The organism is Pseudomonas sp. XP1 (genome assembly GCF_053557675.1).
On sequence record NZ_JBNRIJ010000005.1, the window covers coordinates 92,533 to 106,986 of the forward strand.

Annotated in this window: 14 protein-coding genes; 9 read left to right on the forward strand and 5 right to left on the reverse strand. The window is 62.7% G+C overall.

The genetic code is table 11. The features are described 5' to 3' along the window. On the reverse strand, positions 1-509 hold a 509-nt coding region (locus tag ACK1U9_RS06730), incomplete at its 3' end, for an L-threonylcarbamoyladenylate synthase (RefSeq protein ID WP_449109779.1). 42 nt (positions 510-551) lie between these two features. Further along, on the reverse strand, positions 552-1,649 hold the full coding sequence (dprA, locus tag ACK1U9_RS06735) for a DNA-processing protein DprA (RefSeq protein WP_108480414.1): 1,098 nt from the start codon (positions 1,647-1,649) through the stop codon (positions 552-554). Positions 1,650-1,856: 207 nt separating this feature from the next. Here dprA and def point away from each other — a divergent pair, with 207 nt between their 5' ends. Genes def through ACK1U9_RS06760 form a run of 5 tightly spaced genes read left to right on the forward strand, consistent with a single transcriptional unit; the run spans position 1,857 to position 6,386 of the window. Further along, entirely contained in the window at positions 1,857-2,363 is a 507-nt protein-coding gene (gene def / locus ACK1U9_RS06740; RefSeq protein WP_003260000.1) for a peptide deformylase, read from the forward strand. A gap of 60 nt (positions 2,364-2,423) precedes the next feature. Further along, complete coding sequence (fmt, locus tag ACK1U9_RS06745; protein ID WP_108480415.1) at positions 2,424-3,356, forward strand: methionyl-tRNA formyltransferase; 933 nt, start codon at positions 2,424-2,426, stop codon at positions 3,354-3,356. Then, on the forward strand, positions 3,353-4,663 hold the full coding sequence (gene rsmB, locus ACK1U9_RS06750) for a 16S rRNA (cytosine(967)-C(5))-methyltransferase RsmB (protein ID WP_108480416.1): 1,311 nt from the start codon (positions 3,353-3,355) through the stop codon (positions 4,661-4,663). The genes fmt and rsmB overlap by 4 nt, the downstream gene beginning before the upstream one ends. 23 nt (positions 4,664-4,686) lie before the next feature. After that, entirely contained in the window at positions 4,687-6,060 is a 1,374-nt protein-coding gene (gene trkA / locus ACK1U9_RS06755) for a Trk system potassium transporter TrkA (protein WP_013970264.1), read from the forward strand. An 11-nt stretch (positions 6,061-6,071) separates the two neighbouring features. Continuing rightward, positions 6,072-6,386, forward strand: a complete 315-nt coding sequence (locus ACK1U9_RS06760; RefSeq protein WP_046615308.1) for a tetratricopeptide repeat protein — start codon at positions 6,072-6,074, stop codon at positions 6,384-6,386. A 138-nt stretch (positions 6,387-6,524) separates the two neighbouring features. On the opposite strand, the gene ACK1U9_RS06765 is transcribed toward ACK1U9_RS06760, so the two are convergent. Beyond that, complete coding sequence (locus ACK1U9_RS06765) at positions 6,525-7,412, reverse strand: lysophospholipid acyltransferase (RefSeq protein WP_046615309.1); 888 nt, start codon at positions 7,410-7,412, stop codon at positions 6,525-6,527. A 41-nt stretch (positions 7,413-7,453) separates the two neighbouring features. Then, entirely contained in the window at positions 7,454-8,005 is a 552-nt protein-coding gene (locus tag ACK1U9_RS06770; protein ID WP_046615310.1) for a DNA-3-methyladenine glycosylase I, read from the reverse strand. An 83-nt stretch (positions 8,006-8,088) separates the two neighbouring features. Between ACK1U9_RS06770 and glyQ the strand changes: the two genes are divergently transcribed. The 4 genes from glyQ to ACK1U9_RS06790 are packed head-to-tail and all read left to right on the forward strand — an operon-like array spanning position 8,089 to position 12,447. After that, on the forward strand, positions 8,089-9,036 hold the full coding sequence (gene glyQ / locus ACK1U9_RS06775) for a glycine--tRNA ligase subunit alpha (protein WP_023377955.1): 948 nt from the start codon (positions 8,089-8,091) through the stop codon (positions 9,034-9,036). Continuing rightward, positions 9,033-11,084 (forward strand): glycine--tRNA ligase subunit beta, encoded by a 2,052-nt coding sequence (gene glyS, locus ACK1U9_RS06780; protein WP_085601055.1) that lies wholly within the window; start codon positions 9,033-9,035, stop codon positions 11,082-11,084. The genes glyQ and glyS overlap by 4 nt, the downstream gene beginning before the upstream one ends. 3 nt (positions 11,085-11,087) lie before the next feature. Beyond that, complete coding sequence (gene gmhB / locus ACK1U9_RS06785) at positions 11,088-11,615, forward strand: D-glycero-beta-D-manno-heptose 1,7-bisphosphate 7-phosphatase (protein ID WP_108480417.1); 528 nt, start codon at positions 11,088-11,090, stop codon at positions 11,613-11,615. Between the two features lie 46 nt (positions 11,616-11,661). Then, a complete protein-coding gene (locus ACK1U9_RS06790) occupies positions 11,662-12,447 on the forward strand; it encodes a lysophospholipid acyltransferase family protein (protein ID WP_135002150.1) in 786 nt (261 codons plus the stop codon). 323 nt (positions 12,448-12,770) lie between these two features. On the opposite strand, the gene ACK1U9_RS06795 is transcribed toward ACK1U9_RS06790, so the two are convergent. Then, positions 12,771-14,390 carry an MFS transporter gene (locus ACK1U9_RS06795; protein WP_108480419.1) on the reverse strand — a complete coding sequence of 540 codons (1,620 nt, stop codon included), beginning with the start codon at positions 14,388-14,390 and terminating at the stop codon, positions 12,771-12,773. Positions 14,391-14,454 lie beyond the last annotated feature (64 nt).

Here is a 14,454-nt window from a genome sequence, read left to right on the forward strand (position 1 = left end):
GGGTTCTTCCTTCCACCCAAGGCCCCACCCAGCACCAGATCCAGCTGACCATGGAAGTACTGCTCCACCCGCAACCGAGTCTTCGCCGCCGGACGCCCACCCGGGTTGCACGAAGTGGAAATCAACGGCCCCACCAACGCACACAGCTCGCGCACCAACGGGTGGTCGCTGACCCGCAGCGCCACGGTGTCATGCTCCCCGGTCACCCACTCGGGCAACAGGTTCTGGTGCGGTACCAGCCAGGTGTTCGGCCCCGGCCAGGTGCTGCCCATGCGGTCGATCCAGTCTTCGGGGAAATCCTCGAACAAGAAGTCGAACTGGCGGATGTTGTCGGCAACCAGGATCAGGCCTTTATCCACAGGCCGTGACTTCAGCGCCAGCAGGCGATACACCGCGTCCTCGTTCCATGGGTCGCAGCCCAGGCCCCAGACCGCTTCCGTCGGATAGGCGATCACTGCGCCCGCCCGGATCTCACGTGCGGCTTGTTGCACACGAAAACTGCTCACCATTTCTGTTACTCCGCCTATATACCTTGCTTGTGAGCAGTGTACTTAGCCCGCGCGGGCAAACCAACGCCCGGCTTCATTGCTGACCCGGCCTTCCAGCTCCAGTTCGGTCAGCTGCGCCAGCACGTCGGCCAGCGGCAGCTCGCTGCAGTGGGCCAGGCTTTCGCTGGTTTGTGGCGCAGCATGCAGCAGGGCGAGCAGGGGATGGTCAAATTTATCCACAACCGCAGGCGGCAGGTTCTGCCAGCCCTGCAGGCTTTCCAATATCTGCTCCACGCTCTCCACCAGCAGCGCGCCGTCACGGATCAACTGGTGGCAGCCCTTGGCCCCGGGGTGGTGAATGGAGCCCGGTATGGCATACACCTCGCGGCCCTGCTCGGCAGCCAGGCGTGCGGTAATCAGAGAACCACTGGCCAGGCTGGCCTCGACCACCAGCACGCCCAGCGACAGGCCACTGATGATGCGATTGCGCCGCGGGAAGTTGCCGGGCAGCGGCCCGGCATCCAGCGGGTACTCGGAAACCAGCGCGCTACCGTTGTCTATCATCGCTTGCGCAAGCGACTTGTGGCGCTGTGGATAAAGTTTTTGCAACCCTGTACCGAGCACGCCAATCGTGCCCCCATCGGCCTGTAATGCGGCCCGATGAGCGGCACCGTCGATGCCCACAGCCAAGCCGCTGGTAATGGTAAAACCGGCCTGCGCCAAGTAGCGGGAAAATGCCGCAGCGGTGTCGAGCGCCGGGGGTGAAGCACGCCTGCTGCCCACAATTGCCAGCTGTGGTCGCTCGAGCAAGGCCGGGTTGCCAGCGACGAAGAGCAGTGGAGGGGCATCGTCGATTTCCGCCAATAGTGGCGGGTAGCCAGGGCCGTCCCACATCAGTAAATGCTGGCCCGGGCGCTCTAACCAGGCCATTGCGGCCAGTGCACCTTCCCGTACTTCGGCACTGCGCCGTGCATCGATGGTGGCCTGTGGTATGCCCAATGCGCGCCACGCGCCGGCCGGTGCGCACAGTGCCGATGAAGCACTGCCAAAGGCCTCCAGCAAGGTGTTAAAGCGACGCAATCCCGTCTCCGGCAGCCGGTGAAGGCGTAATCTCGCCTCCAGCTCGGCAGGCGAAAGAGGCGACGAATGGTAGGTATGCATGAGGATCATCCTTGATCTAATCGGGGCCATCGACGTGGCACAAACTGTGGATAACTTTGTTGATAACGCTTTGACAACCTGTCCATCGAATGGGCTATAAGCGGCTTTTGAAAACCCTAGCCGAGCTTTGCCAGGTGCTGAAATCCACGTTTCCCTTTATTATGTGTGCTCAGTTTTCAACCGAACGCACAGTGACTGCCTGACCTTATGGCCATCTTGAACATTCTCGAATTCCCGGACCCGCGCCTGCGCACCATCGCCAAGCCGGTGACGGTGTTCGACGACGCCCTGCGTCAGCTGATCGACGACATGTTTGAAACCATGTACGAAGCCCCTGGCATTGGCCTGGCCGCCACCCAGGTCAACGTGCACCAGCAAGTCGTGGTCATGGACCTCAGTGAAGACCGCAGCGAGCCGCGCGTCTTCATCAACCCCACGGTCGAAGAGCTGACCCATGACATGGGCCAGTACCAGGAAGGCTGCCTGTCGGTACCTGGCTTCTACGAGAACGTCGACCGCCCGCTGCGTGTGCGGGTCAAGGCCCAGGACCGTGACGGCAAGCCTTACGAGCTGGAATGCGAAGGCCTGCTGGCGGTATGCGTGCAGCACGAATTCGATCACCTCAACGGCAAGCTGTTCGTCGACTACCTGTCGCAGCTCAAGCGCGACCGGATCAAGAAAAAGCTGGAAAAGCAGCACCGCCAGCAAGCCTGATCCCCACCTTCCAGAAGGCTTGCTCCGGCAAGCCTTTTTCTTTTTTGAAGCGAGAACTCCATGCGCATCGTCTTTGCAGGCACTCCAGAGTTTGCCGCCGAACACCTCAAGGCCTTGCTCGACAGCCCCTACGAGATCGTGGCCGTCTACACCCAGCCCGACCGCCCGGCCGGGCGCGGCCAGAAACTGATGCCGAGCGCGGTCAAGCAATTGGCTGTGGCCCATGACATCCCAGTGTTTCAGCCGCCGACGCTGCGCAACGCCGAAGCCCAGGCCGAACTGGCCGCGCTGAAGCCGGACCTGATGGTGGTGGTCGCCTATGGCCTGATCCTGCCGCAGGTGGTGCTGGATATCCCGCGCCTGGGCTGCATCAATAGCCATGCCTCCCTGCTGCCACGCTGGCGCGGTGCCGCACCGATCCAGCGCGCCGTGGAAGCCGGCGACGCCGAGAGCGGTGTGACTGTGATGCGTATGGAAGCAGGCCTGGACACCGGCCCGATGCTGCTCAAGGTGGTCACCCCGATCAGCGCCGAAGACACCGGCGGCAGCCTGCACGACCGCTTGGCCGAGATGGGCCCGCCTGCAGTCGTCCAGGCCATTGCCGGCCTGGCCGACGGTTCGCTGCAAGGCGAAGTTCAGGACGATGCCCTGGCCACCTACGCGCACAAGCTGAACAAGGACGAAGCGCGCATCGACTGGAGCCGCCCGGCCGTCGAGCTGGAACGCCTGATCCGTGCCTTCAACCCGTGGCCGGTTTGCCACAGCACCCTCGATGGCGAAAGCGTGAAGGTGCTGGCGGCAAACCTGTCCACAGGTAAAGGCGCCCCAGGCGAGATCCTCTCCGCCAGCAAGGACGGCCTGGTGGTCGCCTGCGGTGACCAGGCGCTGAGCCTGACCCGCCTGCAACTGCCCGGCGGCAAGCCGCTGAACTTCAGCGACCTGTTCAACAGCCGTCGCGAGAAATTCGCCAGCGGCAAGGTGCTGGGCCAATGAATCCACGCCTCGCCGCCGCTCGCGCCCTTGCCGCTGTGCTCAGTGGCAAGGCCTCGCTGAACAGCTCGCTGCCGGCGCAACTGGACAAGGTCGATGAACGCGACCGCGGCCTGACCCAGGACCTGGCGTTCGGCACCGCGCGCTGGCAGCCACGCCTCGACCTGCTGGCCGCGCAGCTGCTGCAGAAGCCGTTCAAGGCCGCCGATGCCGATGTGCAGGCGCTGCTACTGATCGGCCTGTACCAGCTGTTCTACAGCCGAATCCCGGCCCACGCAGCCATCGGCGAGACTGTCGGCTGTGCCGACAAGCTGAAGAAGCCGTGGGCAAAAGGCCTGCTCAATGCCGTGTTGCGCCGCGCTCAACGCGAAGGCGAGGAACTGCTGGCCGGCATGGAGCGCGACCCAGTGGTACGCACCGCCCACCCGCGCTGGCTGCAGAAGTCGCTGAAGGCCTTCTGGCCGGAGCAGTGGGAAGCCATCTGTGCCGCCAACAATGCCCACCCGCCGATGATCCTGCGGGTCAACCGACGCCACCACAGCCGCGATGCCTACCTGGCGCTGCTGGCCGAGGCGGGCATTGGCGCCAGCGCCTGCCAGTACAGCCGTGACGGTATCGTGTTGGCCGAAGCCTGCGATGTGCGCGGCCTGCCAGGCTTTGCCGAAGGCTGGGTGAGCGTGCAGGACGAAGCCGCGCAGCTGTCCGCCGACCTGCTGGAGCTGGCCCCCGGCCAGCGCGTGCTCGACGCCTGCTGCGCACCAGGCGGCAAGACCTGCCACCTGCTGGAAGCCGAAGCCAGCCTGGCTCACGTTGTGGCCATCGACCTCGAAGCCAAGCGCCTGACCCGCGTGCGCGAGAACCTCGACCGCCTGCAACTGGACGCCGAGCTGATCGCCTGCGATGCCCGCGACACCGCCAGCTGGTGGGACGGCAAGCCGTTCCAGCGCATCCTGCTCGACGCACCGTGCTCGGCCACCGGCGTGATCCGCCGTCACCCGGACATCAAGCTGACCCGTCAGGCCGACGACATCCCGGCCCTGGCCACGCTGCAAGGCGAGCTGCTCGATGCCCTGTGGCCGACCCTGGAAGTGGGCGGCATGCTGCTGTACGCCACCTGCTCCAGCCTGCCGACCGAGAACACCGAAGTGATCGATGCCTTCCTCGCCCGCACCCCAGGTGCCCGTGAGCTGGATCTGGCCACCGAAGCCGGCCTGCGCCAGCCCCACGGCCGCCAGTTGCTGGCCCAGGAGGGCGGCCACGACGGTTTCTACTATGCCAAGCTGATCAAGATCGCCGCCTCGCGCGGATAAGAACAAAGGGTAGGGAGTAGCGGATGAAGATCATCATCCTCGGCGCAGGCCAGGTAGGCGGTACGCTGGCGGAGCATCTGGCCAGCGAAGCCAACGACATCACCGTGGTCGACACTGACGGCGACCGCCTGCGCGACCTGGGCGACCGCCTGGACATCCGCACCGTGCAAGGCCGCGGCTCGCTGCCTACGGTGCTGCGCCAGGCCGGTGCCGACGACGCCGACATGCTGGTGGCGGTAACCAACAGTGACGAAACCAACATGGTCGCCTGCCAGGTGGCATATTCGCTGTTCCACACCCCGACCAAGATCGCCCGGGTGCGCGAGTCGGCCTACCTGACCCGCGAAGAGCTGTTCGATAACGACCATATCCCGGTCGATGTGCTGATCAGCCCCGAGCAGGTGGTGACCAACTACATCAAGCGCCTGATCGAGCACCCAGGCTCCCTGCAGGTGATCGACTTCGCTGAAGGCAAGGCCCAGCTGGTGGCAGTGAAGGCGTACTACGGCGGCCCGCTGGTAGGCCAGCAACTGCGCCAGATCCGCGCGCATATGCCCAACGTCGACACCCGTGTCGCGGCCATCTTCCGCCGCGACCGCCCGATCACCCCGCGGGGCGACACGGTTATCGAAGCAGACGACGAAGTGTTCTTCATCGCCGCGAAGAAGGACATCCGCGCGGTTATGGGTGAGCTGCGCCGTATCGACGAAACCAACAAGCGTGTGGTCATCGCCGGTGGCGGGCAGATCGGTGAACGCCTGGCCGAGGCCATCGAAAGCCGCTACCAGGTGAAGATCATCGAGATGAGCCCGGCCCGTTGCCGGCATCTCTCCGACACCCTGGAAAGCACCGTGGTGCTGCAGGGCAGCGCCTCGGACAAGGACCTGATGCTGGAGGAGAACATCGCCGACGCCGATATCTTCCTGGCCCTGACCAACGACGACGAGGCCAACATCATGTCGTCGCTGCTGGCCAAGCGCCTGGGTGCGCGCAAGGTGATGACCATCATCAACAACCCAGCCTATGTCGACCTGGTGCAGGGTGGCGATATCGACATCGCCATCAGCCCGCAGCTGGCCACCATCGGTACCCTGCTGGCGCACGTGCGCCGAGGCGATATCGTCAGCGTGCACTCGCTGCGCCGTGGCGCTGCCGAAGCTATCGAAGCAGTGGCGCACGGGGATTCGAAGTCGAGCAAGGTGGTCGGCAAGGCGATCGAAGACATCGCCTTGCCGCCGGGTACTACCATCGGTGCGATCATTCGTGACGAAGAGGTGATGATTGCCCACGACGACACCATGATCGAATCGGGCGACCATGTGATCCTGTTCGTTGTGGATAAAAAGCATATTCGGGATGTGGAGAAGCTGTTCCACGTTGGCTTGAGTTTCTTCTAGGAGCACGAGGCATGCGCGAATCGCTGGAGAAGATGCTGGCCAAGGGTGTGGATAACCCGCTGCTGAGGTTCGGGCTGGGCAAGGCCTGGCTGGACGAAGGCAATGGCGCTGAAGCGGCGGTGCATCTGGCACGCTGCGTGGAACAGGACCCGAAGTACTCGGCAGCGTGGAAGCTGCTGGGCAAGGCGCATCAGTTGCAGGGGGACCTGGCGGCGGCGCGCAAGGCCTGGGAGGAGGGGATCGTGGCGGCGCAAGCCCATGGGGACAAGCAGGCCGAAAAAGAGATGACCGTGTTTCTGAAGAAGCTCGACAAAATCTCAAGCTGACGCGGTCTCTGTGGGAGCGGGTTCACCCGCGAATGCGTCGGTGAAGCCAACATTGCATTCGCGGGTAACGCGCTCCCACAAGGTCCCTGCTACCACAGGCAGAAGTGCATTCAGCCTACTGGAAGAGCAGTGGATAACTCAGTACCAGCGCGCCTCGCCAGCCGGGCGCTTCTTGAAGCGCTTCATGCTCCACATGTACTGGCTCGGGTACTCGCGCACATAGCGCTCGACCACTTTGCTCATCGCCGCTGCCGACACGGTCACGTCGGTGCTGTACATCTCTTCCGGCGCCGCCTCCAGAAACACCTTGAACCCCGAGCCATCCGGCAGCCGCAGGGCATGCAGGAACACCCCCACCGCTTTGCCCCCTGCCAGCATGTTCGGCACGAACTTGCTGGTCAGCGCCTGGGTTCCCAGGAACGGCACGAATACCCCCGCCGACTCCGCCGGCTCCGGGTCGGCTGGAATACCCACCTGGCCACCACGGCGCACTTCCTTGATCACACTGAGGATGCCTTCCTTGGTCGAAGGCGCCACGCGGTTGCCCATCTGCACCCGCTGCTCGCGCAGCAGGTCATCCACCGCCTTCAGCTTCGGCGGGCGGTAGAAGATGATCGGTTTGCACTGGTTGCAGTAGAAGTGGTTCAGCACTTCCCAGTTGCCCAGGTGGCTGGTGATGCCGACCACGCCCTTGCCCGAGGCCAAGGCCTGCTCCAGCACTTCCAGGCCGTGCACTTCCTTGACCAGCTCCAGCGAGCGCTGCGGCGGCCAGATCCAGGCACAGGCACTTTCGACGAAGGATTTACCGATATCCTTCAACGCGCGGCCAACCAGCTGCTCGCGCTCGGCAGGGTTCATCTCCGGGAAGCACTTGGCCAGGTTGATGCGCACGACATTGCGCGAGCCGTTGGGGATCTTCCACATCAGCCAGCCGATACCGGCGCCAACGCGCTGCACAGCGCCCCAGGGCAGCTTGGCAAACAGACGCAGCACCCCGACCATCAGGGCGCCCTTGAACTTTTCCACAGGCGAATTCCTTATTTCAGCAAGGCGCGCATTGTAACCCCTCAGCGCAACAAGGCGGCGTAGCGATCGCAATCGGTGGTGTGGTCCATGACCATGCCGGTGGCCTGCATGAAGGCATAGCATATAGTCGGGCCTACAAAGGTGAAGCCGGCTTTCTGCAGGGCTTTGCTCATAGCCTTGGCTTCATCGGTAACCGCTGGCACCTCGCTGCGGCCCCTGAAGTGGTTGATCTTCGGCGCACCACCGACGAATGACCAGAGCCATTCGGCCGGGTTGTCCAAAGCCAGCCAGGCCTGGGCATTGCGCCTGGCAGCCTTGAGCTTGAGGCGGTTGCGGATGATACCGGCATCCTGCATCAGCTCCTCGATGCGTTCGTCGCTCATGACGGCGAGTTTCACCGGATCGAAGCCGTGCATCACCTCGCGATAACGCTCGCGTTTGCGCAAGACGGTGATCCACGACAGCCCAGCCTGGAACCCTTCGAGCAAAAGCATCTCGAACAGCAACGCCGGGTCACGCTGTGGCGTTCCCCATTCCTGGTCATGGTAGGCCTGGTACAACGGATCGTCGGTACACCAAAAGCAGCGTGGCATAAGGCTCCAATGAGTAGAGGGCGAGGCGAATCAGGTTATACTCCCGCTCTTTACATCCGCATCCCCAGATACAGGTGAATTTCGTGAGCCAGCCTACGCCAGCCGTGCGTACCTTCCAAGACCTGATCCTCGCCCTGCAGAACTACTGGGCCGAGCAAGGTTGTGTGGTGCTTCAGCCCTACGATATGGAAGTAGGCGCCGGCACTTTCCACACCGCTACATTCCTGCGCGCCGTGGGTCCAGAAACCTGGAACGCCGCCTATGTGCAGCCTAGCCGTCGCCCTGCCGACGGGCGGTATGGCGAAAACCCCAACCGCCTGCAGCACTACTACCAGTTCCAGGTGGTACTGAAGCCCAACCCGGCCAACTTCCAGGAGCTGTACCTCGGCTCGCTGAAAGCCATCGGCCTGGACCCGCTGGTCCACGACATTCGCTTCGTCGAAGACAACTGGGAATCGCCGACCCTCGGCGCCTGGGGCCTGGGCTGGGAAATCTGGCTCAACGGCATGGAAGTCACTCAGTTCACCTACTTCCAGCAGGTAGGCGGCATCGAGTGCTACCCGGTCACCGGTGAAATCACCTACGGCCTGGAGCGCCTGGCCATGTACATCCAGGGCGTCGACTCGGTGTACGACCTGGTGTGGGCCGACGGCCCGTTCGGCAAGGTCACCTATGGCGACGTGTTCCACCAGAACGAGGTAGAGCAGTCGACCTACAACTTCGAGCACGCCAACGTCGAGAAGCTGTTCGAGCTGTTCGACTTCTACGAAAGCGAAGCCAACCGCCTGATCAAGCTTGAGCTGCCGCTGCCGACCTATGAAATGGTGCTGAAGGCCTCGCACACCTTCAACCTGCTGGACGCCCGCCGTGCCATCTCGGTAACCGAGCGTCAGCGCTACATCCTGCGTGTACGTACCCTGGCCCGGGACGTGGCGCAAAGCTATCTGCAAGCCCGCGCACGCCTGGGCTTCCCGATGGCCACCCCTGAACTGCGTGACGAAGTGTTGGCTAAGCTGGAGGCTGCACAATGAGTGCTCAAGATTTCCTGGTAGAACTGGGCACCGAAGAGCTGCCACCGAAGGCCCTCGCCAGCCTCGGCGAAGCCTTCCTGGCTGGTATCGAGAAAGGCCTGCAGGCCGCTGGCCTGAACTACACCGGCAAGCAAGTTTACGCCGCGCCGCGTCGCCTGGCCGTGCTGATTCGCCAGCTGGACGTGCAGCAGCCTGATCGCAGCATCAACATCGACGGCCCGCCCCTGCAGGCTGCTTTCAAAGACGGCGAGCCGACCCAGGCTGCCTTGGGCTTTGCCAAGAAATGCGGTGTGGAGCTGTCGGAAATCGACCAGAGCGGCCCCAAGCTGCGCTTCTCCCAGCACATCCCGGGCAAGGCCACCGCTGGCCTGCTGCCGACCATCGTCGAAGATTCGCTCAACGACCTGCCGATCCCCAAGCGCATGCGCTGGGCGGCCAGCCGTGAAGAGTTCGTGCGCCCGACCCAATGGCTGGTGATGCTGCTGGGCGATCAGGTGGTCGACTGCACCATCCTGTCGCAGAAGGCCGGCCGTGAATCCCGTGGCCACCGCTTCCACCACCCGGAAAACGTGGTCATCACCACCCCGGCCAACTACGTCGAAGACCTGCGCAAAGCCTACGTGCTGGCCGACTTCGCAGAGCGCCGCGAGCTGATCAGCAAGCGTACCGCCGAACTGGCCATGCAGCAGGAAGGCAGCGCCATCGTGCCGCCGGCGCTGCTGGACGAAGTGACCGCCCTGGTCGAATGGCCGGTGCCGCTGGTGTGCTCGTTCGAGGAGCGTTTCCTCGAAGTGCCACAGGAAGCCCTGATCACCACCATGCAGGACAACCAGAAGTACTTCTGCCTGCTGGACAGCGAAGGCAAACTGCTGCCGCGCTTCATCACCGTGGCCAACGTCGAGAGCCGCGACCCGAAGCAGATCGTGCAAGGCAACGAGAAGGTCGTGCGCCCACGCCTGACCGATGCCGAGTTCTTCTTCAAGCAGGACAAGAAGCAGCCGCTGGAAACCTTCAACGAGCGCCTGAAGAACGTGGTGTTCCAGGCTCAACTGGGTACCGTGTACGACAAGGCCGAGCGCGTTTCCAGGCTGGCTGCCTTCATCGCCCCGCTGATCGGCGGCGACGCCCAGCGCGCAGGCCGTGCGGGCCTGCTGTCGAAGTGCGACCTGGCCACCGAGATGGTCGGCGAATTCCCTGAAATGCAGGGTGTTGCCGGTTACTACTACGCGCTCAACGACGGTGAGCCGGAAGACGTTGCCCTTGCCCTGAACGAGCAGTACATGCCGCGCGGTGCTGGCGCCGAGCTGCCGCAGACCCTCACCGGTGCCGCCGTGGCCATCGCCGACAAGCTCGACACCTTGGTCGGCATCTTCGGCATCGGCATGCTGCCTACCGGCAGCAAAGACCCGTACGCCCTGCGCCGTGCCGCACTGGGCGTGCTGCGTATCTTGATCGAGAAGCAGCTGGACCTGGACCTGACCGGTGCGGTCGAGTTCGCGGTCAAGCAGTTCGGCGCCAAGGTCAAGGCCGCCGGCCTGGCCGAACAGGTGCTGGAGTTCATCTTCGACCGCCTGCGTGCGCGTTACGAAGACGAAGGCATCGATGTGGCCACCTACCTGTCGGTACGTGCCCTGCAGCCAGGTTCTGCCCTGGACTTCGACCAGCGCGTGCAGGCTGTACAAGCCTTCCGCAAGCTGCCGGAAGCCGAGGCTCTGGCCGCAGTGAACAAGCGCGTGTCGAACCTGCTGAGCAAGGCCGAAGGCGCCATCGCCGATCATGTCGAGCCGAAGTACTTCGACAACGCCAACGAGTTCTCCCTGTATTCGGCCATCCAGCAGGCCGACCAGGCCGTGCAACCCATGGCTGCTGCACGCCAGTACAGCGAGTCGCTGGCCCGCCTGGCGGCCCTGCGTGACCCGGTCGACGCCTTCTTCGAGGCGGTGATGGTCAACGCGGAGGATGCCAAGGTACGCGCCAACCGTTATGCCCTGCTCAGCCGCCTGCGCGGCCTGTTCCTGGGCGTGGCCGATATTTCGCTGCTGGGGTAAGCCTTGAAACTGCTGATTCTCGACCGTGACGGAGTCATCAACCATGACTCCGACGCCTACATCAAGACGCTGGACGAGTGGGTGCCGATCCCTGGCTCGGTCGAAGCGATCGCGCAGTTGAGCAAGGCGGGCTGGACGGTGGCCGTAGCCACCAACCAGTCCGGCATTGCCCGTGGCTATTATGCTCTGGCCACCCTCGAGGCCATGCACGCGCGCCTGCGCGCGCTGGTGGCTGAGCAGGGTGGCGAGGTGGGCCACATCGTGTATTGCCCGCACGGGCCGGACGAAGGCTGCGATTGCCGCAAGCCCAAGCCTGGCATGCTGCGAGCGATTGCCCAGCATTACCAGGTCGGCCTGGAAGGCGTCTGGTTCGTTGGCGACAGCAAAGGTGACCTAGAGGCCGCCCTGGCCGTCGGTGCACAACCCGTGCTGGTAAAAACCGGCAAGGGCGAGCGGACCCTGGAAAAAGGCGTCCCGGAAACTACACTGATTTTCGACGATCTGGCAGCTATCGCCAGAGAACTAATTTAAACAGTGCGCCTTCGGGCGCATTTTTCTCAGGCGGGCATGCCCCGCAATGGTACAAGCCACTATGTCGATCCTGCAGGCGATCAGAATCTTTCTTTTTTACCTGCTGCTGGGCACCAGTTCGCTGCTGTGGTGCTCGCTGAGCTTCTTCGTCGCGCCTTTCCTGTCATTCCCCAAGCGCTACAAGTTCATCAACGTGTACTGGTGCCGTTGCGCGTTGTTCCTTGTGCGCACCATCCTGGGTATCGACTACAGGATCACTGGCGCCGAAAACGTGCCTGCTGAACCTTGCGTGATTCTGTCCAACCACCAGAGCACGTGGGAAACCTTCTTCCTGTCCCAGTATTTCTCGCCGCTGAGCCAGGTGCTCAAACGCGAGTTGCTGTACGTGCCGTTCTTCGGTTGGGCCATGGCCATGCTGCGGCCTATAGCGATCAACCGCGATAACCCCAAGGAAGCCCTGCGCCAGGTAGCCAGCAAGGGTGACGAGCTGCTCAAGCAGAAGACCTGGGTGCTGATCTTCCCGGAAGGCACCCGCGTGCCATTCGGCACCATGGGCAAGTTCTCGCGTGGCGGTACCGCGCTGGCAGTGAATGCCGGGCTGCCGGTGCTGCCGATTGCCCATAATGCCGGCAAGTTCTGGCCGAAGACCGGCTGGGGCAAGCGCGCTGGCACGATCGAGGTGGTGATTGGCGAACCGATGTACGCCAACGGCACCGGACCACGGGCCATCGCCGAGCTCAACGACCGCGCCGCGGCGTGGAACGAAGCGACCCAGCGGGCCATGGGTTCGCTGCCGCCGGCAGAGGAAAAGCCCCAAGAGCAGATGGCTTGATCATCTGTGGATAACTTGTGAACTGTTTTTGGATTAAAACCCTGAAGTGATCGCTAAGTCTTTGAATTAGCTATTTATTTCTGCGTATGACATTTTTCTGAAAATCGTGCATAAGTTTTTTTGAGGCATAAGAAAACCGGCTTTTACAGCCGGTTTTTTTATGGACTCATGCGGGTGTTGGTGATCGGTGTAGGAGCGGCCTTGTGTCGCGAAAGGGCTGCAAGGCAGCCCCAGCAATTTGTGCATCACTGCTGATGCCCCGGGGCCGCTTTGCGGCCCTTTCGCGACACAAGGCCGCTCCAACAAGAAGCCCGTGCCAACCGTCAGATCTTGTCGATATCCACATCCTTGGTTTCTTTCAGGCAGAAGATCCCCACCACCAGGCTGACCCCGGTCACCAGCACCGGGTACCACAGCCCGTAGAAGATATCCCCGGTATACACCACCAGTGCGAACGACACCGTTGGCAGGAAGCCACCGAACCAGCCGTTGCCAATGTGATAGGGCAGTGACATCGAGGTGTAGCGGATACGAGTCGGGAACAGCTCGACCATCACCGCCGCCAGCGGGCCATAGGTCATGGTCGCGATCAGTATCATCGCCACGATCAACACCACCACCATCACTTGATTGACCTGCCCAGGGTCGGCCTTGGCCGGGTAGCCAGCCTGTTCCACCGCCGCACGCATGGCCGCTTCGTCGAAGCCGTTGATGGTCTTGTCGCCGATGTTCACCACTACATCGCTGCCGGCCACATCGACCGAGCTGTAAGGCAGGCCCTGCTTGACCAGGAAGGTCTTGACCCTGTCGCACGGGCTGTCGAAACGCGCTTTGCCCACCGGGTCGAACTGGAAGGTGCAGCCTTGCGGGTCGGCAGTGACCACGATCGGCGCCTGGCGGCTGGCCGCGTCGATCTGTGGGTTGGCGTAGTGGCTCAGCGCTTTGAACATCGGGAAATAAAGCACCGTGGCCAGCAGCAGGCCGAGCATCAGGATCGGCTTGCGACCAATACGGTCGGACAACCAGCCAAAGAACACGAAGAACGGCGCACCAATCACCACGCTGATGATCAGCAGGGTGTTGGCCTGCGCCGGGTCCATCTTCAGCATCTGGGTCATGAAGAACAGCACATAGAATTGCGCCGTGTAAAAGGTCACGGCCTGCCCGGCGTTGATGCTGAACAGCGCGGTGAGCACCACTTTCAGGTTCGGCCAGGAAGTGAACGACTCCCGGATCGGCGACTTGCTGACCTTGCCTTGGGCCTTCATTTTCACGAACGCCGGCGACTCATGCATGCTCATGCGGATCCAGGTAGAAATCGCCAGCAGCACGATCGACAGCAGGAACGGCAGGCGCCAGCCCCAGGTTTCGAATTGGTCGCCGCTTATATAACGGCTGCCCAGCACCACCACCAGCGACAACAACAGGCCGAGGGTAGCGGTGGACTGGATGAAACCAGTGTGGAAGCCGCGTTTGCCGGGTGGCGCATGCTCGGCAACATAGGTGGCCGCACCGCCGTATTCACCACCCAGCGCCAGCCCTTGCAGCATGCGCAGGACCACCAGGATGATCGGTGCCGCGATGCCAATGCTGGCATAGGTGGGCAACAGCCCCACCGCAAAGGTGGATAGGCCCATCAGCACGATAGTGACCAGAAAAGTGTACTTGCGCCCGATCATGTCGCCCAGGCGGCCGAACACCAGCGCACCAAACGGCCGCACCAGGAAGCCAGCGGCAAAGGCCATGAGGGCAAAGATGAAGGCAGTGGTGTCGTTCACGCCAGCGAAGAACTGCTTGCTGATGACCGCTGCCAGCGCCCCATAGAGAAAAAAGTCATACCACTCGAAAACTGTCCCGAGGGATGACGCGAAAATGATCTTGCGTTCTTCACGACGGTTGGAGCTGCTGGCCGCCGCACCCTGCTCTTGGATGTAATCCGACATCGTTGCTGTCCTCGGCCCGCAGGCCACAGTGATTATTCTTGTTGTTCCACTGTCGGCAGCTTCT